20 protein-coding genes are annotated in these 22,790 nt (G+C 69.3%); 5 read left to right on the top strand and 15 right to left on the bottom strand.

Features of this window, described 5'->3' with window-relative positions; translation table 11 throughout:
• Window position 1 precedes the first annotated feature (1 nt).
• The 3 genes from AC3A84_RS19105 to AC3A84_RS19095 all read left to right on the top strand — a co-directional run bounded on the left by AC3A84_RS19105 (window position 2) and on the right by AC3A84_RS19095 (window position 3,454).
• The gene (locus tag AC3A84_RS19105) at window positions 2-1,027 is read left to right on the top strand and encodes a lysylphosphatidylglycerol synthase transmembrane domain-containing protein (protein WP_487971617.1); all 1,026 of its coding nucleotides are present in this window, start codon (window positions 2-4) and stop codon (window positions 1,025-1,027) included.
• A gap of 97 nt (window positions 1,028-1,124) precedes the next feature.
• A complete protein-coding gene (locus tag AC3A84_RS19100; RefSeq protein ID WP_487971616.1) occupies window positions 1,125-2,870 on the top strand; it encodes an NAD(P)/FAD-dependent oxidoreductase in 1,746 nt (581 codons plus the stop codon).
• Between the two features lie 86 nt (window positions 2,871-2,956).
• The gene (locus tag AC3A84_RS19095; protein WP_487971747.1) at window positions 2,957-3,454 is read left to right on the top strand and encodes a queuosine precursor transporter; all 498 of its coding nucleotides are present in this window, start codon (window positions 2,957-2,959) and stop codon (window positions 3,452-3,454) included.
• A 30-nt stretch (window positions 3,455-3,484) separates the two neighbouring features.
• Here AC3A84_RS19095 and AC3A84_RS19090 read toward each other — a convergent pair whose 3' ends face one another.
• The 5 genes from AC3A84_RS19090 to AC3A84_RS19070 all read right to left on the bottom strand — a co-directional run bounded on the left by AC3A84_RS19090 (window position 3,485) and on the right by AC3A84_RS19070 (window position 10,558).
• Entirely contained in the window at window positions 3,485-4,750 is a 1,266-nt protein-coding gene (locus AC3A84_RS19090; RefSeq protein WP_487971614.1) for a Zn-dependent hydrolase, read from the bottom strand.
• 26 nt (window positions 4,751-4,776) lie between these two features.
• Window positions 4,777-6,228, bottom strand: coding sequence for a dihydropyrimidinase (gene hydA, locus AC3A84_RS19085; protein ID WP_487971612.1), 1,452 nt, complete (start codon window positions 6,226-6,228; stop codon window positions 4,777-4,779).
• A 75-nt stretch (window positions 6,229-6,303) separates the two neighbouring features.
• Window positions 6,304-7,773 carry an NCS1 family nucleobase:cation symporter-1 gene (locus tag AC3A84_RS19080; protein ID WP_487971610.1) on the bottom strand — a complete coding sequence of 490 codons (1,470 nt, stop codon included), beginning with the start codon at window positions 7,771-7,773 and terminating at the stop codon, window positions 6,304-6,306.
• 44 nt (window positions 7,774-7,817) lie between these two features.
• A complete protein-coding gene (preA, locus tag AC3A84_RS19075; RefSeq protein ID WP_487971608.1) occupies window positions 7,818-9,152 on the bottom strand; it encodes an NAD-dependent dihydropyrimidine dehydrogenase subunit PreA in 1,335 nt (444 codons plus the stop codon).
• Window positions 9,153-9,205: 53 nt separating this feature from the next.
• Complete coding sequence (locus AC3A84_RS19070) at window positions 9,206-10,558, bottom strand: NAD(P)-dependent oxidoreductase (RefSeq protein ID WP_487971606.1); 1,353 nt, start codon at window positions 10,556-10,558, stop codon at window positions 9,206-9,208.
• Between the two features lie 361 nt (window positions 10,559-10,919).
• Here AC3A84_RS19070 and AC3A84_RS19065 point away from each other — a divergent pair, with 361 nt between their 5' ends.
• On the top strand, window positions 10,920-11,648 hold the full coding sequence (locus tag AC3A84_RS19065; RefSeq protein ID WP_487971604.1) for a TetR family transcriptional regulator C-terminal domain-containing protein: 729 nt from the start codon (window positions 10,920-10,922) through the stop codon (window positions 11,646-11,648).
• On the opposite strand, the gene AC3A84_RS19060 is transcribed toward AC3A84_RS19065, so the two are convergent.
• The 5 genes from AC3A84_RS19060 to AC3A84_RS19040 form a co-directional block, all read right to left on the bottom strand.
• A complete protein-coding gene (locus AC3A84_RS19060) occupies window positions 11,645-12,019 on the bottom strand; it encodes a hypothetical protein (RefSeq protein WP_487971602.1) in 375 nt (124 codons plus the stop codon). The genes AC3A84_RS19065 and AC3A84_RS19060 overlap by 4 nt on opposite strands.
• 130 nt (window positions 12,020-12,149) lie before the next feature.
• Window positions 12,150-13,727 (bottom strand): methyl-accepting chemotaxis protein, encoded by a 1,578-nt coding sequence (locus tag AC3A84_RS19055; RefSeq protein WP_487971600.1) that lies wholly within the window; start codon window positions 13,725-13,727, stop codon window positions 12,150-12,152.
• Window positions 13,728-13,905: 178 nt separating this feature from the next.
• Entirely contained in the window at window positions 13,906-14,898 is a 993-nt protein-coding gene (locus AC3A84_RS19050) for a tripartite tricarboxylate transporter substrate binding protein (RefSeq protein ID WP_487971599.1), read from the bottom strand.
• 64 nt (window positions 14,899-14,962) lie between these two features.
• On the bottom strand, window positions 14,963-15,778 hold the full coding sequence (locus AC3A84_RS19045) for a class II aldolase/adducin family protein (RefSeq protein ID WP_487971598.1): 816 nt from the start codon (window positions 15,776-15,778) through the stop codon (window positions 14,963-14,965).
• Window positions 15,779-15,817: 39 nt separating this feature from the next.
• The gene (locus AC3A84_RS19040; protein ID WP_487971596.1) at window positions 15,818-17,062 is read right to left on the bottom strand and encodes a CaiB/BaiF CoA transferase family protein; all 1,245 of its coding nucleotides are present in this window, start codon (window positions 17,060-17,062) and stop codon (window positions 15,818-15,820) included.
• A 127-nt stretch (window positions 17,063-17,189) separates the two neighbouring features.
• On the opposite strand from AC3A84_RS19040, the gene AC3A84_RS19035 reads away from it, so the two are divergent.
• The gene (locus tag AC3A84_RS19035; protein ID WP_487971595.1) at window positions 17,190-17,828 is read left to right on the top strand and encodes an FMN-binding negative transcriptional regulator; all 639 of its coding nucleotides are present in this window, start codon (window positions 17,190-17,192) and stop codon (window positions 17,826-17,828) included.
• A 52-nt stretch (window positions 17,829-17,880) separates the two neighbouring features.
• Here AC3A84_RS19035 and htpX read toward each other — a convergent pair whose 3' ends face one another.
• From htpX to AC3A84_RS19010, 5 genes are all read right to left on the bottom strand, one after another.
• On the bottom strand, window positions 17,881-18,750 hold the full coding sequence (gene htpX / locus AC3A84_RS19030) for a protease HtpX (RefSeq protein WP_487971594.1): 870 nt from the start codon (window positions 18,748-18,750) through the stop codon (window positions 17,881-17,883).
• A gap of 114 nt (window positions 18,751-18,864) precedes the next feature.
• Window positions 18,865-19,659, bottom strand: a complete 795-nt coding sequence (locus AC3A84_RS19025; RefSeq protein ID WP_487971592.1) for a DUF3025 domain-containing protein — start codon at window positions 19,657-19,659, stop codon at window positions 18,865-18,867.
• A 5-nt stretch (window positions 19,660-19,664) separates the two neighbouring features.
• The gene (gene pyrC / locus AC3A84_RS19020) at window positions 19,665-20,726 is read right to left on the bottom strand and encodes a dihydroorotase (protein WP_487971591.1); all 1,062 of its coding nucleotides are present in this window, start codon (window positions 20,724-20,726) and stop codon (window positions 19,665-19,667) included.
• Between the two features lie 42 nt (window positions 20,727-20,768).
• Window positions 20,769-21,932 carry a sensor histidine kinase gene (locus AC3A84_RS19015; protein WP_487971590.1) on the bottom strand — a complete coding sequence of 388 codons (1,164 nt, stop codon included), beginning with the start codon at window positions 21,930-21,932 and terminating at the stop codon, window positions 20,769-20,771.
• On the bottom strand, window positions 21,932-22,693 hold the full coding sequence (locus AC3A84_RS19010; protein ID WP_487971589.1) for a response regulator: 762 nt from the start codon (window positions 22,691-22,693) through the stop codon (window positions 21,932-21,934). The genes AC3A84_RS19015 and AC3A84_RS19010 overlap by 1 nt, the downstream gene beginning before the upstream one ends.
• Window positions 22,694-22,790 lie beyond the last annotated feature (97 nt).

The raw sequence follows: 22,790 nt of genomic DNA, 5'->3' as shown, positions 1-22,790 counted from the left end.
CATGTCCCGCAAGGCCGCTGCCACCGCCGATGCCGGCCAGCGGCCTGCCCAGCGCAGCCGCTGGGCCAGGCTACGCGCGCAGCCTTGGTGGCCCTGGCTCGTCACTGCGTTGACGGGCGCTTTCGCAGCCTTCGTGCTCTACCTGCTCTGGAGCCAGGGCCGCCGCGTGGACTGGCCGGCCGTGTGGCAGTCTCTGCGTGCCCTGCCCCTGGGGGCGGTGGCGCCGGCTGCGGCGCTGGCCTGGTCCAGCCATTTGCTCTACGCCACGTTCGACCTCTTCGGGCGCCACTACACGCGCCACGGCCTGCCGGTGGCGCGTACCCTGGGCATCACGCTGATCGCCTACCCCTTCACGCTGAACCTGGGCTCGCTCATCGGCGGCGCCACCACACGCTACCGGCTCTATTCCCGCCAGGGCGTGGGCGTTGGGGCCATCGGGCAGATCGTGGTGCTGTCCATCATCACCAACTGGCTGGGCTATTTCGTGCTGGCCGGCGCCGTCTTCTGGGCCTGGACGCCGCAGATGCCCGAAGGCTGGGTCGTGGGCGGCGCGCAGCTGCATTGGATGGGCCTGGCCCTGGCCGCCATCACCGCGGGTTACCTGGCGCTCTGCGCAGGGCGCGGTGGCCGGCCGATCACCGTGCGCGGCCACGACTTCCCTCTGCCGCAGTGGTACGCAGGGCTGCTGCAAATAGCGGTTTCCTGCATCAACTGGATGCTCATGGCCGGCGCGCTCTGGATGCTGACGCAGCGCCAGGCTCCCTACGCAGCGGCTCTGGCCACGGTGCTTCTGGGCGCCATCGCGGGGCTGATCTCGCGCATTCCCGCCGGCCTGGGCGTGCTGGAGGCCGTGGCCACCGCCGTGCTCTCGGCCTACATGCCCCCCGCGCAGGCGCTCGCCGCCGTGCTGGCGTACCGCATGCTCTACTTCTTCGCGCCGCTGGGCGTGGCGGTGGTGGCCTTCGGGGCGACCGAGCTGCTCTGGAAGCGGCGGCAGCCAGCAGCGGCAACGGCAAGGAGCGGCTAGCGGCGCCCGCCGCCATGCGGTGCATGACAACCCGGGCTGCCGTATGATTGCCGCCCCGCGAAACGCCCCACGCCCGATAGATACGGGCCTGAACGCCATGATCCGACTCTCGGAAATCAAGCTGCCGCTGGCCGCCCTGCCCGCCAGCCCCCTCGACAACGACCCCCATCCGCACGCCGCCCTGCACGAGCAGGCCTGCGCCGTGCTGGGCGTGCCGCCCACCGCCATCGCCCACCTGCACGTGCACAAGCGCAGCTTCGACGCGCGCAAGGCCGACCTGCTGGCGGTGTACATCCTCGACATCACGCTGGCCGACCCGGCGCAGGAGCCGGCCCTGCTGGCGCGCCATGCGGGCCGCCCGCACGTGCAGCCCACGCCCGACATGGCCTGGAAGCCCGTGGGCCGCGCGCCCGAAGGGCTGGCCCACCGCCCGGTGGTGGTGGGCTTCGGGCCCTGCGGCATCTTCGCCGCGCTGGTGCTGGCGCAGATGGGCTTCAAGCCCATCGTGCTGGAGCGCGGCAAGACCGTGCGCGAGCGCACCAAGGACACCTGGGGCCTGTGGCGCAAGCGCACGCTCACGCCCGAATCGAACGTGCAGTTCGGCGAAGGCGGTGCCGGCACCTTCAGCGACGGCAAGCTCTACAGCCAGATCAAGGACCCGCGCCACCTGGGCCGCAAGGTGATGGAAGAGTTCGTGCAGGCCGGCGCGCCGCCGGAGATCCTCTACGCCGCGCACCCGCACATCGGCACCTTCAAGCTGGTCAAGGTGGTGGAGACGCTGCGCGAGCAGATCATCGCCCTGGGCGGCGAGGTGCGCTTCGAGCAGCGCGTGACCGACGTGGTGGTCGAGGCCGACGCCTCCGGCCAGCGCCACCTGCGCGGCCTGCAGGTGCTGGACCAGGCCACCGGCCAGCAGCACACGCTGCGCGCCGACCATGTGGTGATGGCGCTGGGCCACAGCTCGCGCGACACCTTCGCCATGCTGCACGGGCGCGGCGTGCACATGGAGGCCAAGCCCTTTTCGGTGGGCGTGCGCATCGAGCATCCGCAGAGCGTGATCGACCGCGCCCGCTGGGGCCGCCACGCCGGCCACCCGCTGCTGGGCGCTGCCGACTACAAACTGGTCCACCACGCGGCCAACGGCCGGGCGGTCTACAGCTTCTGCATGTGCCCGGGCGGCACGGTGGTGGCCGCCACCAGCGAGCCCGGCCGCGTGGTCACCAACGGCATGAGCCAGTATTCGCGCAACGAGCGCAACGCCAACGCCGGCATGGTGGTGGCCATCGACCCGAGCGACTACCCGCACGACGCCGAGGCCTTCTCCGCCGCGCTGGGCGCCACGCACGGCATCGAATCGCTGCCCGCCGGCCAGGCCCATCCGCTGGCCGGCATCGTGCTGCAGCGGCAGCTCGAATCCCGCGCCTACGTGCTGGGCGGCAGCAGCTACAACGCCCCGGCGCAGCTGGTCGGCGACTTCCTGGCCCGGCGCGCATCGACGCAGTTAGGCGCAGTGGAACCTTCGTACAAGCCGGGCGTGACCATGGTCGATCTGCACGATGCCCTGCCCGCCTACGCCACCGAGGCCATGCGCGAAGCCCTGCCCGCCTTCGGCAAGAAGATCCGCGGCTACGACATGCACGACGCGGTGCTGACCGGGGTGGAAACGCGCACCTCTTCGCCGCTGAAGATCGGCCGGGGCGAGAACTTCCAGAGCCTCAACACCGCAGGCCTCTATCCGGCGGGCGAAGGCGCCAGCTACGCGGGCGGCATCCTCTCGGCCGGGGTGGACGGCATCAAGGTCGGAGAGGCCGTGGCCCGCGCCATCCTGGGGGTGGCGGCATGACTTCGCACCCGGCCACCGCACGGCCGCTGGACGCGGCAGCCTTCGCGCCCCCTTCCCTGCTGCGCTTCGCGGGCGCGGCGCTGGCCATGGCGTGCGTGGTGCTGGCCTCCAATATCTTGGTGCAGTACCCCATCAACGACTGGCTGACCTGGGGCGCACTGAGCTACCCGGTCGCCTTCCTGGTCAGCGACCTCATCAACCGCAGCCACGGCCCGGTGCCGGCGCGGCGCGTGGCCTGGGTGGGTTTCGCGGCGGCGGTAGCGGCATCGCTGGCGCTCGCACCGGCGCGCATCGCCATCGCGTCGGGCACAGCCTTCATCGTGTCGCAGTGCCTGGACATCAGCATCTTCCACCGTCTGCGCCAGGGCACCTGGTGGCGCGCGCCGCTGTGGGCCACGGTGGTGGCCGCTGCGCTCGATACCGCCGTGTTCTGGGGCATCGCCTTCGCGGGCTCGGCAGAGCCGTGGGTCACCTGGGCGCTGGGCGACCTGGGCGTGAAGCTGGCCATGGGCGTGCTGCTGTTGCTGCCCTTCCGGCTGCTGACCTGGCGCAGCGCGGCACAGGGCGCGCGCCCGCAGCACTGAGCGGGCGGCGCAACCGCTTCCCGTCCACTCTCAGCCGGCGGCCACGCCAGCCCGCTCCAGCATGGCGTGCAGCAGCACGTTGCACCCCGCCTCGATGTGCTCGGGTTTCGCATCCTCGATCTCGTTGTGGCTGATGCCGTCCTTGCAGGGAATGAAGATCATCCCGCTGGGCGCGAGCTTGGCCATGTACACCGCATCGTGCCCGGCGCCGGAGACTGCGGGCATGTGGCTGTAGCCCAGCTTGGCGGCAGCGCGGCCCACGGCTTCCACGCATGCAGGGTGGAATTGCTGCGCGGGATAGCTGGAGACGAGGTCGATCTGCACCTGCACGCCGTGCTCCTTAGCGACCTGGTCGGCCACGGCTTTGACCTCCGCTGCCATCGCATCGACAAGTTCGTCGGTGCTGTTGCGCAGGTCGACGCTGAATTTGACCCGGCCGGGAATGACGTTGCGGCTGTTGGGAAACACCTGCACCATGCCCACCGTGCCGCGCCCGTGCGGCGGGTGGCGGTGGGCGGCGGCCACCACGTCCTGCATGATGCGCGTGGCGGCCAGCATCGCGTCCTTGCGCAGGGCCATGGGCGTGGGGCCCGCGTGGGCCTCCATGCCGGTGACGGTGCAGTCAAACCAGCGGATGCCCAGCACGCCGCTGACCACGCCGATGGTCTTGTCGTTGTCTTCCAGCACCGGGCCTTGTTCGATGTGGGTCTCGAAGTAGGCGCCGATGGGGTGGTCGCCGGGCTCCTGGTCGCCGATGTAGCCGATGCGTTCCAACTCGCCCTTCACGGTCTTGCCTTCGGTGTCGGTGGCGGCATAGGCGTGCTCCAGCGTGAAGGCTTTGGCGAACACGCCCGAGCCCATCATCACGGGCACAAACCGGCTGCCTTCTTCATTGGTCCAGAACGCGACTTCGATGGGGGCTTCGGTTTCGATGCCGTGGTCATTCAGCGTGCGCACCACCTCGATGCCTGCCAGCACGCCGTAGTTGCCGTCGAACTTGCCGCCCGTGGGCTGGGTGTCGATGTGGCTGCCGGTCATGATGGGTGGCAGGTTGTTGTTGCGCCCGGGGCGGCGCATGAAGCCGTTGCCGATCTTGTCGATAGTGACGGTCATGCCTGCCTCGCGCGCCCAGCGGGTGACGAGGTCACGGCCCTGCTTGTCCAGGTCGGTGAGGGTGAGGCGGCACACGCCGCCCTTGGGGGTGGCGCCGATCTGCGCCAGCTCCATGAGCGACGCCCACAGGCGATCGCCGTTGATGCGCAGGTTCTCGATGTCGGTCTTCACTTTGGTGTCCATGGTGTTCTCCAGATGCATTGCAGCGGTCAGCGCGCAACGGCGGTAGGGGCCAGGTCCTGCGCACGCTTTTGCACGGCCTGGAAGTTGGCGCCAAACGCAGGGCGCTTGATGTAGCGGCCCTTGCCCTGCTCCGCCCGCAGGTCGCCATTGGCAAACACCACGCGGCCCTGGCTCACGGTGTGGCTGGGAATGCCGCGCACGGTGCGGCCTTCAAAGATGTTGAAGTCGCCCTTGCTGAACTGGGTTTGGGCCGAGAAGGTCTTGGTGCCTTGCGGGTCCCACAGCACCAGGTCGGCATCGGCGCCTTCACCGATGTAGCCCTTGCGCGGGTAGATGTTGAACAGCTTGGCCGCATTGGCCGAAGTGATGGCCACGAACTCGGATGGCGTGAGGCGACCGGTGTTCACGCCGCCATCCCACAGCGCGGCCATGCGCTCTTCCACGCCGCCGGTGCCGTTGGGGATCTTGGCAAAGTTCTCTTGGCCCATGGCCTTTTGCGCGGCGCAGAAGGTGCAGTGGTCCGTGGCGGTGGTGTGCAGCTGGCCTGACTGCAGGCCGCGCCAAAGCGCCTCCTGATGGCCCTTGGGGCGGAAGGGTGGACTCATCACATAGGCGGCGGCCTTGGCAAAGTCGGGGTCGCGGTACACGCTGTCGTCCACCAGCAGATGCCCCGCCAGCACCTCGCCGTACACGCGCTGGCCACGCGCACGGGCGCGGGCAATCGCGTCGGCGGACTCCATGCAGCTCACGTGCACCACATAGATGGGCACGCCCAGCACATCGGCAATGGCGATGGCGCGGTTGGCAGCCTCGGCCTCGACCATGGGCGGGCGCGAGAGCGGATGGCCTTCCGGCCCTGTGATGCCCATCTTGGCGACCTCTTGCTGCAGCAGATACACCAGCTCGCCGTTCTCGGCGTGCACCGTGGGCATGGCGCCCAGTTCCAGCGCGCGCTTGAAGCTGTTCACCAGGGTTTCGTCGTCGCACATGATGGCGTTCTTGTAGGCCATGAAGTGCTTGAAGCTGTTCACGCCTTCTTGCTGCACCAGCGTGCCCATGTCGGCGCGCACCTGCTCGCTCCACCAGGTGATGGCGACGTGAAACGAATAGTCGGCTGCCGACTTTTCAGCCCAGCCGCGCCATTTGCGGTAGGCGTCCATCAGCGGCTCTTGCGGGTCGGGGATCACGAAGTCGATGATGCTGGTGGTGCCACCGGCCAGCGCTGCCGCTGTGCCAGTGAAGAAGTCGTCCATGGTCACGGTGCCCATGAACGGCAACTGCATGTGCGTGTGCGGGTCGATGCCACCGGGCAGCACGTACTGGCCGCTCGCGTCCAGCGTAGCGGTGCCAGCGGGTGCCTGCGCTGCGGCGGCTTCGCCGACGGCGGCGATGCGACCGTCCACGCACAGCACGTCGGCGCGCTCTTCGCGGTCGGCATTCACCACGGTGCCGCCGCGGATCAGAAGGCTCGAGGTCATGGGATCTCCTTGGTTCTGGACTTGAATGCCCCGGCGCACACAGGGCGGGTGCGCCGCGACGGGCCGTTGATAGGGCTAGTTCAGCTTCCGGGCGGTGACGTAGTAGTAAAGGCCCGCCACGCCGAGGCTGAAGAACCAGCCCGAGTCAAACAGGGTGAGCCAGATGGCGGGCATGCCGGCCTTGTCCACCACGCCCGATACGGCCAGATAGCCCGGCAGGCAGGGCAGCACGCCGAGCAGGAAGGCCACCAGCGCGTGCAGGTTCCAGCCGTTGGTGTATTCGTAGTCGCCCCCGCGTCGGTACAGGTCCTCGACCTTCAGCCGGGTCTTGCGAACCAGGTAGTAGTCGACCAGCAGAATGCCGGCGATGGCGCCCAGCAGCGTGCCGTAGCCGCCCAGCCAGACGAACAGATAGCTGCCGGAGGTGGCCAGCAATTTCCAGGGCATGAACAGCAGGCCGAGCAGCGCGGCGATCACGCCTCCCATGCGGAAGCTGATCTTCGACGGTGCGATCTGGCTGAAGTCGTACGACGGTGAGACCAGATTGGCGGCCACGTTGGTCGTCAGGTTGGCCAGCAGGATCACCAGAAGGCCCAGACCGGCGGCCACGCTGCCCATCTGCGTGAGCAGGCCGTCCGGGAACAGCTGTGCCTTACCGTACAGGATGGCGGACGCCGAGAAGCCGATGACACCCACCATCGAGAACAGCGCCATGGGAATGGGCAGGCCAATGGCCTGGCCCAGCACCTGATCCTTTTGCGACCGGGCAAAGCGCGTGAAGTCGGGAATGTTCAGTGCCAGCGTGGCCCAGAACCCTACCAGGCCGGTCAATGCCGCCCATGTCTTCGGCCCTCCCTCCACCACCTTGGCAGGCAGGTTGAACAGCTGGCTCGGAGGCACCCGCACCAGCAGCACCACGACCAGCAGGACGGACGCTGCGATCATCAGCGGAGCCGCAATCACTTCCAGCCGGCGGATCGACTCCGGCCCCTTCCAGATGAACCAGATGTGGACGGCCCAGAAGGCCAGGAAGCACATGAGCTGCGAGGTACTGATGGTCTGCCCGTCGGCCGGCCCGGCGAGTCCCAACCCCAGGATGTTCAGGAATCCGTGCAATGCAAGCGCGCCGAAATAGCAGTTGATGGAGAACCAGCCGCAGGCCACCAGTCCACGCAGCACTGCGGGCAGGTTGGCGCCCTTGACGCCGAACGAGGCCCTGGCCAGCACCGGGAACGGGACGCCGTATTTGGGACCCACTCGGCCGATCAGCACCATGGGCACCAGCACGATGCAATTGGCCAGAAAAACGAGCCATACGGCCATCTGCCATGAAAAGCCCTGGTCCAGCATGGAGCTGGCCATGGTGTACGTGGGCACGCAGACCACCATGCCGACCCACAGGGCGGCATAGTCCTTCCAGACCCAGTGCCGTTGGGCCGCCGTGGTGGGCAGCAGGTCTTCGTTTGCGAGCGTGGCCTCGCGCCCCACCGGGGAGGTGGTCGTTGCGGCCGCCGCCGGTGCCGCGCCGCCTGAACTGTTCATCATGTCGTCACTCCTGGATGAAGAAGGTGATGGATCGCCGACTGCCATCAAGCAGCGACCGTGCCTGCGGCCGGCGCCACCGCCACACGCTGCGGGTTGTTGGGGTGCGTAGTCCAGTTGGCGTATTCGCCGGTCACCGTGCGGCCGGTGCGCGCATCGACCTCGCCCGGCGCCAGGCTGCGCATGCTGATGCACTCGGGCACCGGGCAGATCGAGGCGCACAGATTGCAGCCCACGCACTCGGCCTCGTTCACCTCGAAGCGGCGCACGCCGCCCTGCTTGTCGAACGTGATGGCCTGATGCGACGTGTCTTCGCACACCACGTGGCAACGGCCGCAGCCGATGCAGGCGTCCTGGTCGATCACGGCCTTCTCGATGTGGTTGAGGTCCAGCTGTTTCCAGTCCTTGACGGTGGGCACCGCCTGGCCGCGGAAGTCGTCGATGCATCCATAACCGTGCGCGTCCATGAAGTTGGAGAGGCCGTCGCACAGGTCCTGCACGATCTTGAAGCCATAGACCATGGCCGCCGTGCAGACCTGCACCGTGCCGCAGCCCAGGGCGATGTATTCGGCCGCGTCGCGCCAGGTGGTCACGCCGCCGATGCCGCTGATGGGCAGGCCGGCGGTCTGCGCGTCGCGCGCGATCTCGGCCACCATGTTCAGCGCGATGGGCTTGACGGCCGGGCCGCAGTAGCCGCCGTGCGAGCCCCAGCCGCCCGTGTGCGGGCTCATCGCCATGCGCTCCAGGTCCACGCCCATGATGGAGTTGATGGTGTTGATGAGCGAGACCGCGTCGGCCCCGCCGGCCTTGGCCGCGCGCGCGGGCTGGCGCACGTCGGTGATGTTGGGCGTGAGCTTCACGATCACCGGCAGGCGGCTGTACTGCTTGCACCAGGCCGTCACCATCTGGATGTACTCGGGCACCTGGCCCACGGCTGCGCCCATGCCGCGCTCGCTCATGCCGTGCGGGCAGCCGAAGTTCAGCTCGATGCCGTCGGCGCCCGTGTCCTCCACCATGGGCAGGATGCGCTTCCAGCTCTCTTCCACGCAGGGCACCATGAGCGAGACGATCATGGCGCGGTCGGGCCAGGCACGCTTGACGCGGCGGATCTCCTCCAGGTTCACGGCCAGCGGCCGGTCGGTGATGAGCTCGATGTTGTTCAGGCCGATCACGCGCCGGTCCTGCGACATGAGCGTGGAATAGCGCGGGCCGTTCACGTTGACCACGTGCGGGTCCTCGCCCAGGGTCTTCCAGACCACGCCGCCCCAGCCGGCCTCGAAGGCGCGGGTGACGTTGATCTCCTTGTCGGTGGGCGGCGCCGAGGCCAGCCAGAAGGGGTTGGGGCTGCGGATGCCCAGGAATTCGCTGCGGATGTCTGCCATGTGCTTCTCCCGTGTCGTGTCGCGGTGGGTTCGTGGGGTGGGTGGCGCGGGCCTCAGCCCGCCGTCAGCGCCTCGTGAATGGAAGCGGCGGCCACCTTGCCGTGCTCCACGGCCTCCACGGTCAGGTCGCGCCCGCCGGCACGGCAGTCGCCGCCGGCCCAGACGCGCGGCGCGCTGGTGCGGCCCTGGGCATCGGTGGCGATGCGGCCGGCCTGCAGCGCGATGGCCGGGCCCGCGTGTTCGGGCGGATAGCTCTGCCCAATGGCCTTGAGCACCATGTCGGCCTCGAGCGTGAAGACCTCGCCGGTTTCCACCAGGCGCCCGCCGTCGAGCGCCGTGGCGGCGAAGCGCATGCCGCGCACGGCGCCGGCTTCGCACAGCAGCTCCTGCGGGGCGGCCCAGTGGCGCAGGGTCACGCCGTTGATCTGGGCCCAGCGCTGCTCCACCTGCGAGGCCGACATGCTTTCGCCCCCCCGGCGATAGACGATGGTCACTTCCTCGGCGCCCAGCTTGCGCGCCTGCACGGCGGCGTCCACCGCCGTCATGCCGCCGCCGATCACCACCACGCGCCGGCCCACGGGCACGGCCGAGAGATCGGCGGCCTGGCGGATGTCGGCGATGAAGTCCACCGCATTGCGCAGGCCGGTGGCCTGCGGCTCCGCGATGCCCAGGGCGTTCACGCCGGCCAGGCCCAGGCCCAGGAACACGGCGTCGTAGGCCTCCAGCAAACCATCGACGGTGATATCGCGCCCCAGCTGCTGCTGGCAGCGCACCTCGATGCCGCCCACCGACAAGAGCCACGCCACCTCCTTCTGCGCGAAGCCGCCCGTGGTCTTGTAGCTGGCCAGGCCGTATTCGTTCAGGCCGCCCAGCTTGGGGCGGGCCTCGAACAGCACCACATCGTGCCCCCGTAGCGCAAGGCCGTGGGCGCAGGCCAGCCCCGCAGGCCCGGCGCCGACCACGGCCACGCGCCCGCCGGTGGACGCAGCGCGGGTGAAGAGCGGCGCGCCGGGAGCGGCGAAATACGCATCGGTGGCGTGGCGCTGCAGCGCGCCGATCTCCACCGGCTTGTCTTCGTTGGCATGGCGCACGCAGGCCTCTTCGCACAGCACCTCGGTGGGGCAGACCCGGGCGCACATACCGCCCAGCGGGTTGGCTTCGAGGATGGCGCGCGCCGCGCCGCGCTCGTTGCCCTGGGCGATGCGGTGGATGAACGAGGGAATGTCGATGCCCGTGGGGCAGGCCGTGGCACAGGGCGCGTCGTGGCAGTAGTAGCAGCGTTCGGCTTCGATCAGCGCCTGAGCCCGCGTGAGCGGCGGATGCGCATCGCCGAAATTCACGGCGTAATCGGCCAGGTTCAGGCGTGCGGCATGCACGCCGCAGGCACGGCTTGCGGTCGGTTCCATGGTGTGTGCTCCGGCGAAGGGGTCAGTCGAGGGGATGGGGAGCGCTGCGGCGAACGCCGCAGCACGCGGATCGGGAGACCGGCCGGCCAGGTCGCGCCTGGGCAAGGACGCATGCGCGGGCAACGAACCCGGCGCACAGCGGTGCGGACTGCGGAGATTTCATCGGGGGCCTCACGGGGTGCTGGCAGGTGTCATCGGCGATGCCGTCGCCCTGCCTGTCGGTTAATTTACTTATCAGTAAAAATTTACCAATCGGTAAAAACCCATCTGCAAACCGCGTGCCAACCTTCGGGCACCCCATTCATCCCACAATGGTGCAATGCGACGAAACCCTCCGCCCGCCCGCCCCGCGCCTGTGCGAATGCGCACCGCTACCGATGACAGTGCTCCTCCCACACCCCCCACCGCGCGCCCGCCCACCGCCTCGCGGCTGAACAAGGAACGCACCATCCTGACAGAGGCCGAGAGTCAATTCGCACAGTTCGGCTTCGAGGGCGCGTCACTGGAGAGCATCGCGGCGGCCGTGAATATCAGCCGCCACAACCTGCTGTATTACTTCCCGAGCAAGGAGGCGCTCTATCTGCGCGTGCTCGACGACGTGCTCAACCAGTGGCTCTCGGGCATGGAGGAGATGTCGCACGGCGACGATCCGCAGCAGGCGCTGCGCCACTACATCCGCGCCAAGCTGCGCTCGTCGCTGGAGCGGCCCAACGCGGCCAAGGTCTTCGCCAAGGAAGTGATCGCCGGCGCGCCCCGCTATGCCGGCGTCATCGCCGAGCGCGTGGGCCCGGTGCTGAAGAAGGACGTGAGCACGTTCCAGCGGTGGGCCAATGAGGGCCGCATCGCGCATGTGGACTTCACGCACCTGATGTTCATCATCTGGTCGGTCACCCAGGCCTATGCCGACCAGCAGACCCAGTTCGCCCTGCTGCTGGGCCAGCCCGCCCTCACCGAGCGCGACTACGCCCGGGCCGAGGAGCTGATCTGCCACCTGGTGCTCAAGGGGCTGGAGCCTGGCGCTGCGCCGCAGCCTGCGGCGCTGAGTGGCAGGGGCACCGGGGCCCGGTCAGCCCATACCGCCAAAGACTAGCGATAGCCCCAGTGGCCCGGCCGCGTATGCCAACCGCCGGGGCCCGGCTGCCAGCGCTGGGGCACCCATATCCAGCCGGGGCGCGGCGGCGCGGCCCAGTGCCCGGGGCGCCACGCATAGCGCCCGCCGCCCCACTCCCAGAAACCACCCACCCAGACGTGGACCGGCGACGGAGCCACGGTGATCGGCTCCACATAGGGTGCGGGCGGCGCGATCGGGGCGACGATGGGCGGCCCCTGCTCCACCACCACCTGCCGCACGGGCGGGGCCACCACGCAGCCCGCGAGCGCAGCCGCAGCGGCTGCGGCTGCGGCGAGCAGAGTCAGCGCGCCCGCGCGGCGGAGGCGGGCCCCAGGACGGTGCAAGAACATGGTGAACACTCCATTCATCGTCAGGTGAGAACGGGTATTCAACGAACGCGACGCACGGGCCGCGCACCCCGGCCGAGTAAAGCCGAGGCAAAGATGCCGGCCCGCCAGAGGGACGGCGGTCCGGATACCTTCAGTGCAGCGCCGGCGTGATGGTGGACGCCGGCAAGCGGAAGGCCGCCACCAGCTCGGCCAACTGCTGCGCCTGCATGCGCAGGCTCTGCGCGGCGGCGGACGACTCCTCGACCAGCGCGGCGTTCTGCTGCGTCATCTGATCCAGCTGGTTCACCGCTTCGCCCACCTGGCCCAGGCCGGTGCTCTGCTCGCGTGCGGCGGTGCTCAGCTCAGCGATGATGGCCGTCACCTGCTGCACGGACTGCACGATCTCGCCCATGGTGCCGCCGGCCGCATCGACCAGCTGGGTGCCTTCCTGCACCTGCCGGGCGCTCTCTGCGATCAGCGTGCCGATCTCCTTGGCCGCCGTAGCGCTGCGCTGCGCCAGGCTGCGCACCTCGCCGGCCACGACGGCGAAGCCCCGCCCCTGCTCGCCGGCACGGGCCGCTTCGACGGCGGCGTTCAGCGCCAGGATGTTGGTCTGAAAGGCAATGCCGTCGATCACACTCGTGATGTCGGCGATCTTGCGCGAAGACTGGGCGATGCCGTTCATCGTGCCCACCACGCGCTCGACCGCCTCACGCCCGCGGCGGGCCACGTCGCTCGCCGATGCGGCCAGCCCGCTCGCGTGATGGGCGGCGTCGGCGCTGTGGCGCACAGTGGCGATGAGCTCTTCCATGCTGGCGGCGATTTCCTCGAGGTTCGAGGCCGTCTGTTCGGTACGTGCCGAGAGATCGGTGTTGCCCGCGGCGATCTCGGAGCTGGCGCCCGCCACCGACGCACTGGCCTGCCGCATGCCCACGACCAGGCCGACCAGCCGCGCCTGCATGTCGGCCAGGCGGCCCAGCAGCGCGCGCACCTCGTCGCGGTTGTCCGGCGCCACGGGAGGCACGCTGGAGGTGAGGTCGCCCTCGGCGATGCGGTCGGACACGAGCGACGCCTGCGCCAGCGGGCGCAGCAGGGAGCGCGACAGCAGCACGGCGCAGAGCAGGCTCAGCGCCAGGCCCAGCACCACGCCGCTGCCCAGCAGCACGATGCCCTGGCGCTCGCTGGCGCTGGCGGCCTCGCGGTCCTGCGCCACGCGCTTGCGCTGGTAGGCGGCCATGTCGTTCACGGCGCCGGCATAGCGGTCGGCCGCCGGGCGCAGCAGCTGGCCCACGGCTTCGGGCGGCAGGGTCTCGCCGGCCTGGCGGCGCTTGACGAGCGCATCTCGCGCGGCGCGGAAGCCGTTGCCGGCCGCGTCGATGGACGCGAAGATGCGGCGCGATTCGTCGTCCTCGGCCAGCGCTTCCAGGCGCTTGCGCACCTCGGCGGACCGGGCGGAGGTGCGCTTGCGGTCGGCATCCACCCGCGCTGCATAGACCGGGTTATCGACCTCCAGCAACGACTCTGCCCGCGCCGCGCTCAGCACCACGATGGCTTCGAGTTCCTGCGCCAGCAGTGCCCGTTCCGCCGACGGCCCACCCAGGTCGTCGGCGAGGTTCTGCAGGCCCATCAGCCGCCAGGCGCCGACGGCAGAGGCCAGCGACATGACGAGACAGACCGCACCGAAGGCGAGAGCCAGGCGCAGGGAAAGACGAGCGTTGTTGAAGAACATGGGAAAAGGGGCGCCGGAGGGAGGATGGAAGACCGAAGCTTCCAGCCGCTTCAGACGGCCAGCAAAGGAAGTGGCCGCCAGTTTATCGGCTCATCCTTACGCATCTGGCGCCCCGCAGGGGCCATGAAGACCTGCGCCCCCTGGAAGCCCCCCCGGGCGGCCGCAGGGGCTCACGGCGTCAGTCCAGCACTACACCGGCCGAGCGGATCACCTGCGCCCACTTGGCAGTCTCCGCTGCGATGAAGGCATTGCACTCCTGGGGGGTCGAGCCTTCGGCAAACGTGCCCATGGCTTGCTCCAGGCGGCGCGAGACTTCAGGGCTGCGGATGATGTGCGCAACCTCTGCCGACATGCGCTGCACGATGGCCGCCGGGGTGGCGGCAGGCGCCAGCATGGCGGCCCAGGTGCTGCCCAGCAAGCCAGGGTACCCCTGCTCGGCGAAGGTCGGGACATCAGGCAACGCTGGCAGGCGCTTGTCGCTGGCCACGCCGATCAGGCGGATCTTGCCGGCCCGGGCCGGCTGGATCAGGTTGGGCGGCGGATCGAGGAAGAGCGGCACCTGGCCGCCCAGCAGGTCGGCCAGAGCGGGCGCGGCACCCTTGTAAGGCACATGCACCATGTCCACGCCGGTGACGCTGCGCATCAGCTCCGACGTGAGGTGCGCGGCCGAACCCGTGCCCGAAGAGGCATAGCTGATCTTGCCCGGATGGGCTCGGCCATAGGCCACCAGCTCGGCCAGGGTCTTGAAGGGCGCGTTCATGGCCACGGCCGCCACCAGCGGCGACACACCCATGAGCGAGACACCCGTCAGATCCTTCTTCGGGTCGTAGGGCAGCTTGGGGTAGAGCGTGGTGTTGGCCGCATAGGCGGCAATGAACACGCCGAAGGTATAGCCGTCGGGCACGGCCTTGGCCACCGCATCGACACCGATGATGCTGTTGGCGCCGGGCTTGTTGTCCACGATGACCGGCTGGCCCAGGCGCTGCTGCAGGCCCACCTGCAGCAGCCGCGCCATCTGGTCGGTGAAGCCGCCGGCTGTGTAGGGCACGACGATGCGGAGGGGACGGACGGGCCAGTCGCCCTGCGCACGAGCCGTGCCGGCCAGCGCGGCGCCGGCGGCCAGGGCCGAGCCGGCCTGCAGAAGGTGACGGCGGGTGGGGTGCAAGGCCATAGCGCGTGTTGTCTCCGGTGTGAGGTGGTGGTGGTCCACGGTGCGGCGCGGCAGCCCGGGCATTTCAGTTCTTGTAGCCGGGGTCGATGCGGTCGAGCCGGCGCAGCAGCCCGGGCCATGCCAGGCCGGCACCCTTGCCCTTGGTGACCTGGCGCGACTGCTCCACCGACGTGGCGATGATCTCGCCCGGAATGCGCGTGAGCGCGCCGCCGCCGGCCTGCGCCAGGATCTGGATGCGGCAGGCCGACTCCAGCGTGTACATGGCGAGGAGCGCCTCGGGCACGCTGCGCCCGCAAGTCAGCAGGCCGTGGTTGCGCAGGATCATGATGTTGCTCTGGCCCAGATCGGCCACCAGGCGCGGGCGCTCTTCGTCGTTCAGCGCCACGCCTTCATAGCCGTGGTAGGCCAGCCGCGCCAGCGGGAAGATGGACTGCTGCGAGATCGGCAGCAGCCCTCCTTCCTGCGCCGACACGGCCACGCCGTAGGCCGTGTGGGTGTGCAGCACGCACTGCAACTCGGGGCGCGCCTCGTGGATGGCACTGTGGATCAGGAAGCCCGCCGGATTCACGTCGTAGTCGGTGGGCATCACCGGCTCGCCATGGTGGTCCACCTTCACCAGGCTGGAAGCCGTGATCTCGTCGAACAGCATGCCGTAGGGGTTGATGAGGAAGCGGTCCGGCTCGCCGGGCACGCGCGCCGAGATGTGCGTGAAGATCAGATCGTCCCAGCCGAAGTGGGCCACCAGCCGGTAGGCGGCGGCCAGATCGACGCGGGCCTGCCATTCTTCGGGCGAGACCTGCTGGCGCACGCTGCCGGCCTCTGCGGCGGCAGGCGCGTTGGTTTCGGCGGCGGGGGCTGGGGGGCGAATTTCTGCAGTCATGGTGAAGGTCCTCCAGGGGGCGGTAGGTTCATCGAACGATCAATCGGGCAGGGTCAGCACGCCGCGCTGCTGCAGGTCGTGCAGCTGCGCATCGCTCAGCTGCAGCAGGCGCTGCAGCACCTCGCGCGTGCCTTCGCCCAGCGTGGGCGGCGCGCAGCGGATGGGAAGGCGCTGGCCGTCGATGCGGTAGGGCGGAGCGAACACCGGGGTGGTGCCCACCACGGGGTGCGGCATGTCCTGCAGCAGGCCGCCACGGCGAGTGCGCTCGCTGGTCAGTGCCTCGTGCAGGCCGGCCACCTTGCCGCAAGGAATGCCGCAGGCCGCCATGCGTTCCAGCAGCAGGTCGCGCGGGAAGCTGCGGATCAGCTCCGTCAGCATCGGCGCCAGCTCCAGGCGGTTCTTCGCGCGCTCGACGTTGGTGGCGAAGCGCGGGTCCTGCACGATGTCGGGCCGCTCGATCACCTGGCGGCAGAACTTGTCGAACTGCGCGTTGTTGCCCACGGCGATGATGAGTGGGCCGTCGGCCGCATCGAACATGCCGTAGGGCACGATGGACGGGTGCGCGTTGCCGTAGCGCTGCGGGTCGCGGCCCAGCTGCATGGCGTCCAGGCCGTAGTAGCCCGAGATCATCAGGCCGCAGTCGTAGAGCGCCATCTCGATCAGCCGGCCGCGGCCCGTGCGTTCGCGCTGGAAGAGCGCCGCCAGCACGGCCTGCGCGGCGTACATGCCGGTCATCAGGTCCACCACGGCCACGCCGAACTTCAGCGGCGGCTGGCCGGCCTCGCCGTTGATGGCCATCAGCCCCGCCTCGCCCTGGATCACCAGGTCGTAGCCGGGCCGCTTCGCCTCGGGGCCGCTGGTGTCGTAGCCGGCCACCGCGCAGTAGATGAGATCGGGCTTCAGGGCCTTGAGCTGCTCGTAGCCCAGGCCCAGCTTCTCGGCGCCGCCGGTCTTGAAGTTGTGGATCACCACGTCGAACTGCGGCAGCAGTTCGTGCACGATCTTCGCGCCCTCGGGGCTCTGCAGGTCCAGCGTGACCGAGCGCTTGTTGCGGTTCATGCTGTTGTAGTAGGTGGTCTCGGTCTGTCCGATGCGCAGGCCCCAGTCGCGCGTGTCGTCGCCGCGGCCGGGGTGCTCCACCTTGACCACCTCGGCGCCGAAGTCGGCCAGCACCTGGCCGCACAGCGGCCCGGCGAACACGCGCGAGAGGTCGAGCACGCGCACGCCCTGCAGCGGAAAGTCGATGTCGCCCGACAGTGCGGCGGCGGGTTGGGTGGCTTGCATGGGACGAGTCTCCTGTGACCTGATGATTCGTTGCGATCTGCGGGCGCCGCGCTGCGGCTTGCCTTGCGGCCGGCTTCGGGCGACAGTGGCGGGGCCTCACGTCCTGCCGCTCGCAACGGCGCATACGATGTACCTCCCTGAACACTTCGCCGAACCACGGGCCGATGAACTGGCCCGCATCATCCACGCACACCCCCTGGGCATGCTGGTCACCCACGGGACAGACGGGCTCGACGCGGACCACATTCCCTTCGCTTTCGACCCCGCCGGCGGCCCCCACGGCACGCTCACGGCACACGTGGCGCGGGCCAATCCGGTATGGCGGCGCAGCGCGGGCACCGCGGTGATGGTCGTGTTCCGGGGCGCCGAGGGTTATATCTCGCCCAACTGGTATCCCAGCAAGCACGAGGCCCACCGCCAGGTGCCCACCTGGAACTACGAGGTGGTCCATGCACACGGGTCGCTCACGGTGCGCGACGACGAGCGCTTTCTGCGCGGCCTGGTGGGCCGCCTCACGCGCGAGCACGAGGCTGCAGAGCCACGACCCTGGAAGATGTCGGACTCCGAGCCCGGCTTCATCGACGGACTGCTGCAGCACATCGTGGGCATCGAGATCACCGTGAGTTCGCTGGTGGGCAAGCGCAAGCTCAGCCAGAACAAGGACGCCCGCGACCGTGCCGGCGCCGCTCACGGGGCGGCGGGCCGGGACAACACGGCGCTGGCCGAACGCATGGGCCGCGCCGGGCCCGCTGGCAAGGCTTCATGAAAAAACCCCGCCCATCTTGCGATGGCGGGGTTCCTGGAGGCCAAGCGCCGGTTCAGCGGGCCTGCAGCGCGGCAATACGCTCTTCGATCGGCGGGTGGGTGCTGAACAACTTGCCGATGCTGCCCGTGATGCCCATGGCAGCCATGCTCTTGGGCAGTTCGTTCGGGGTGGCGCCGCCCAGGCGGGCCAGGGCGTTGATCATGGGCTGCTTGTGGCCCATGAGTTGGGCGGAACCCGCATCGGCGCGGAATTCGCGCTGGCGGCTGAACCAGGCCACGATCATCGAGGCGAGGAAGCCCAGCAGGATGTCCAGCACGATGGTGGTCACGTAGTAGCCGATGCCGGGGCCGGAGTTGTTCTCGTCGTTCTTGCGCAGGAAGCTGTCCACCGCGTAGCCGATCACGCGCGAGAGGAACACCACGAAGGTGTTCATCACACCCTGGATCAGCGCCATGGTCACCATGTCGCCGTTCGCGACGTGGGCCACTTCGTGGCCGATGACGGCTTCGACCTCGTCGCGGGTCATGCCTTGCAGCAGGCCAGTGGACACCGCCACCAGGGCGCTGTTCTTGAAGGCGCCGGTGGCGAAGGCGTTGGGCTCGCCCTCGAAGATGCCGACTTCGGGCATGCCGATGCCGGCGCGATCGGCGAACTTGCGCACGGTCTCGACGATCCAGCGCTCATCGGGCGACCCGGTGCCGTCGATGAGGGTGACGCCCGCGCTCCACTTGGCGATGGGCTTGCTCATGAGCAGCGAGATGATCGCGCCGCCGAAGCCCATGATGAAGGCGAAGCCGAGCAGCGCCCCGAGGTTCAGGCCGTTGGCCGTGAGGAAGCGATTGACGCCCAGCAGACTGGCGACGATGCCCAGCACCACCACGACGGCAATGTTGGTGAGCAGAAAAAGTGCGATACGTTTCATCGAAGGTTCTCCGCGAAGGGATGCGTGGGTCAGGCGGCGGAATGGCCCGCTGCCTTTCAGTCCGGGAAATGGGGGTGGCGCACCGGCGTTCAAGCCACTCCCCGTGCAGCAGGCTCAAGCCGATGGCTCTGGCGGCCGTACGGGCCGCCTGCTGCGGAAAACAAGAGGGTCATCATAGAAGCAAACGTCCTCGTTTTCGGCCCACCAGCCGGGCACTCCCAGGACTTGCAGGGGATTGAACGGCTTGGCTGCGAAGGCCTGTTCATCAAGCGTGCGCGCCAGCCAGGCATCGGCATCCGCTACGGAATCAATAGCAACATCCGCGCAGTAGACATGGGCCGTGATCGATTTCCGGGGCTGAAGCAACTGCTCCATCAGCGCATGGCCAAAGAGCAGCAGCGTGGTCTGCGCCCAGAGCGGGCGCAGCTCCACGAAGAGGCGCAGCCAGGCGCGCTCGCGCAGCGCGTCGCAGAGCGCGGCCGGGGCGAACAGCACGGCGCCGTTCTCGTCGAAGAGAGTGGCGGCATCGCGCAGCGGCCCGCGCACCGCGCCCACGCCCTGCTGCGCGATGGCGCGCGCCTGCCACTGGTTGAGCAGGCGCTTGGTGCGCGGGTAGTGCAGCCAGACCAGGCCGTTGAAGAAGTCGTGCCGGTTATCGCGCGTGGGCACGGTGCCGGTGGCGTGGATGAAGCGCTCGTAGGCCTCGCCCTTGGGCAGCGCCTGCTGGCCGACGAAGCGGGGCACGGCGCAGGGGCCCTGGGCCGGGGCGCCCTGGGCATTCAGGGCCTCGGCCACGACGGAGCCCGCATCGGCACGGGCCGCCACGGTGCGGCCCACGGCTGCCAGCGGCTGCAGCCAGGGGCGGGACCAGTCGATGGGCGCCGCGGCAGCCCAGGCGGGAGCCGCCACCTCCGTCAGGCGGAGACCACGCGCCAGGGCAGCTCCTCGCCCGCGCGCAGGGGTTTGAGCTCGGCCTCACCGAAGGCGAAGCTGTCCGGCGGCGTCCACGATTCGCGGCGCAGGGTGATGGTGCCTTCGTTGCGCGGCAGGCCGTAGAAGGCCGGGCCATGGAAGCTGGCGAAGCCTTCGAGCTGGCCGAGCGCGCCAGCGTTGTCGAAGGCCTCGGCATACATCTCGATGGCAGCGTGGGCGGTGTAGCAGCCGGCGCAGCCGCTGGCGTGCTCCTTCAGGTGGGCCGGGTGCGGCGCGCTGTCGGTGCCCAGGAAGAAGCGGTCGCTGCCGCTGGTGGCGGCCTCGACCAGCGCCACACGGTGCGTCTCGCGCTTGAGCACCGGCAGGCAGTAGTAGTGCGGGCGCACGCCGCCCGTGAAGATGGCGTTGCGGTTGTAGAGCAGGTGATGGGCGGTGATGGTGGCGGCGGTGAACGGGCCTGCCTCGCGCACGTACTGCGCCGCATCCTTCGTGGTGATGTGCTCGAAGACGATCTTCAGCTCGGGGAAGTCCCGGCGCAGCGGAATGAGCTGCTGCTCAATGAACACAGCCTCGCGGTCGAAGAGGTCGATGTCGCTGGAAGTCACTTCTCCATGCACCAGCAGCAGCAAGCCGGCCTTCTGCATGGCTTCGAGGGTCTTGTAGGTCTTGCGGATGTCGGTCACGCCGGCATCGCTGTTGGTGGTGGCGCCGGCCGGGTAGAGCTTGGCGGCGACGACGCCGGCGGCCTTCGCGCGGGCGATTTCCTCGGGCGGCAGGTTGTCGGTGAGGTAGAGCGTCATCAGCGGCTCGAATTGCACGCCGGCGGGCACTGCGGCCAGGATACGGTCGCGGTAGGCGACGGCCTGGGCGGCAGTGGTCACCGGCGGACGCAGATTGGGCATGATGATCGCGCGCCCGAACTGGGCGGCGGTGTGCGGCACCACGGTGTGCAGAGGCTCGCCGTCGCGCACGTGCAGGTGCCAGTCGTCGGGCCGGGTAATGGTGAGGGTGTCGGGGGTGGAAAGAGGGGCGGCTGCGGTCATGGGACGCCATTGTCCCATCGCGCCGGCCGCCGGGCACCGATCTCAGGCCGCCTTGGTCAGCGGCAGGTCCACCACGAAGCTGGTGCCGCCTTCGGGCCGTCCCTCGACCCGAACGGTGCCCTGCTGGCGTTCGGCCAGCGCACGCACGATGGAAAGGCCCAGCCCGGAGCCGTCGCCCCCCCGGCCAGCAGGGTGCGGGAAGCGTTCGAACGGGCGTTCGAGCATGTGCGCGGGCAGGCCCGGGCCGGCATCGTTCACGCGCAGCGTGGCCTTGCCCTCGCCGACGGAGACCTCCACTCCCAGCCAGCCGCCCGAAGCCGCATGGCTCAGGACGTTCTCCACCAGGTTGAAGAGGATCTGGCGGAACCGGTCGGGGTCCACCACCACCCAGGCCGGACTGCCCGCCGCAGGCAGGCGCAGTTCCAGCGCGAGGCCGTGGTCGGCGATGCGCTGGGCATGGACAGCCAGGGCATCGCGCACCAGCTCGGCCAGATCGACGGGGCCGGTCTCCAGCGTCAGCTGGCCGGCCTCGGCCATCGACAACGTGTGCAGGTCGCCCACCAGCCGCCCCAGGTATTCCACCTGATCGAGCAGCGAGCGCGACTCGGCCGCATCGGCTTCGATCACACCGTCGCAGATGGCATGCAGCCGTGCACGCAGCACGGCCAGTGGGGTGCGCAGCTCGTGCGAGATGGAGGCAGCGGTGGCGCGGCGCTCCTTGGCCATGCGCTCGAGCGAGTCGATCATCTGGTTGAAGCGGCGCACGGTCGAAGCCATCTCGTCGTGCATGCGACCGGGCTGGGCCCGCACGCTGAAGTCGCCACCAGCCACGTGCGACGCCACCTCGGCCATCGACGCCAGCGGCTGGGTGACGATGCGCGAGACCCAGAAACCCACGACCAGCCCCACCGGCAGGCAGATCACCAGCCCGATGGCGAGCGACCATTTCTCGCCCCAGAAAAAATCGCCGCGCCAATACTGGCCGTAGATCTCCATGGCCCTCGGCCCGTCGTCCTCGTCGCGGTCGCGCAGGTCGTCCAGCTCGTGCTGTATCTCGGTGGGCAGGCTGTTGTAGAAATCGCGGTACTGGAGTTCAGAGAACAGCATCACGCTGCCCGTCAGCAGAGCCATGGTGGCCACCACGGTGGCGGCGATGCTCAGGCCGAAGCGGACCCAGATCCGCTGCAGAAGCGGGCCGTGCTGCATCACGCCCCGCCGCCCGTCAGCCCCGGGCCACCGCCGGGCCAGAAGCGGTAGCCGATGCCGCGCACGGTTTCGATCAGCTCGCCCTGCCCGGCCTGCTGCAGCTTGCGGCGCAACTTGGAGAGGTGCGAGTCGATCACCCGGTCGAGCGCATCGCTTTCGGGTAGGCAGTGCTCGATCAGGTGGCTGCGCGAGAAGCACCTTCGCGGCTGGGCTGCCAGGCAGGCCAGCAGCCGGAATTCGGTGAGCGTGAGGGGCAGCGCCACGGTCTGGCCCCCCTCGCCGTGCACGAACGCGGCATGCGCTTCCTGGTCGATCTCGATGCGGCCCACGCGGATGGACCCGCCGGTGCGGCTGGGCGCCGCCGGCTGAGACTGCGCCCGCCGCAGCACGGCGCGCACGCGGGCCACCACCTCAGGCGGGCTGAAAGGCTTGACCACGTAGTCGTCCGCGCCCATGCGCAGGCCCAGCAGCTTGTCCACGTCGTCGGCCACAGCCGTCACCATGATGACAGGCGTCTGGCCATCCGTGCGGATCTCGCGCAGCAGGTCCAGCCCGTCCATGCCGGGCAGGTGGATGTCCAGCAGCACCATGTCGGGCCGGATCTGGCGGAACAGCCGCAGGGCCTCCAGGCCGTCGGCCGCATGCTGGGCACGCAGGCCGTCGCGCTGCAGGTAGGCGGTGAGAATGCTGGCGATGCCCGGCTCGTCCTCCACCACGAGGATGAGAGGGGCCGTGGCCGGCGTTGGAGAGGGCTGTTGCATAGGCGGAAGGGGGGTGCGGGCCGGATTATCCACAGGCCCGGCCGGCCCGGCAGCCGCCGGGACACTTTCCCGCGGCATCTCCACGAACCCTCCATAC

It is taken from the genome of Paracidovorax sp. (assembly GCF_057642795.1).
The sequence above is the reverse complement of the archived record's forward strand: the minus strand, read 5'-3'. Positions and strand labels throughout refer to the sequence as shown.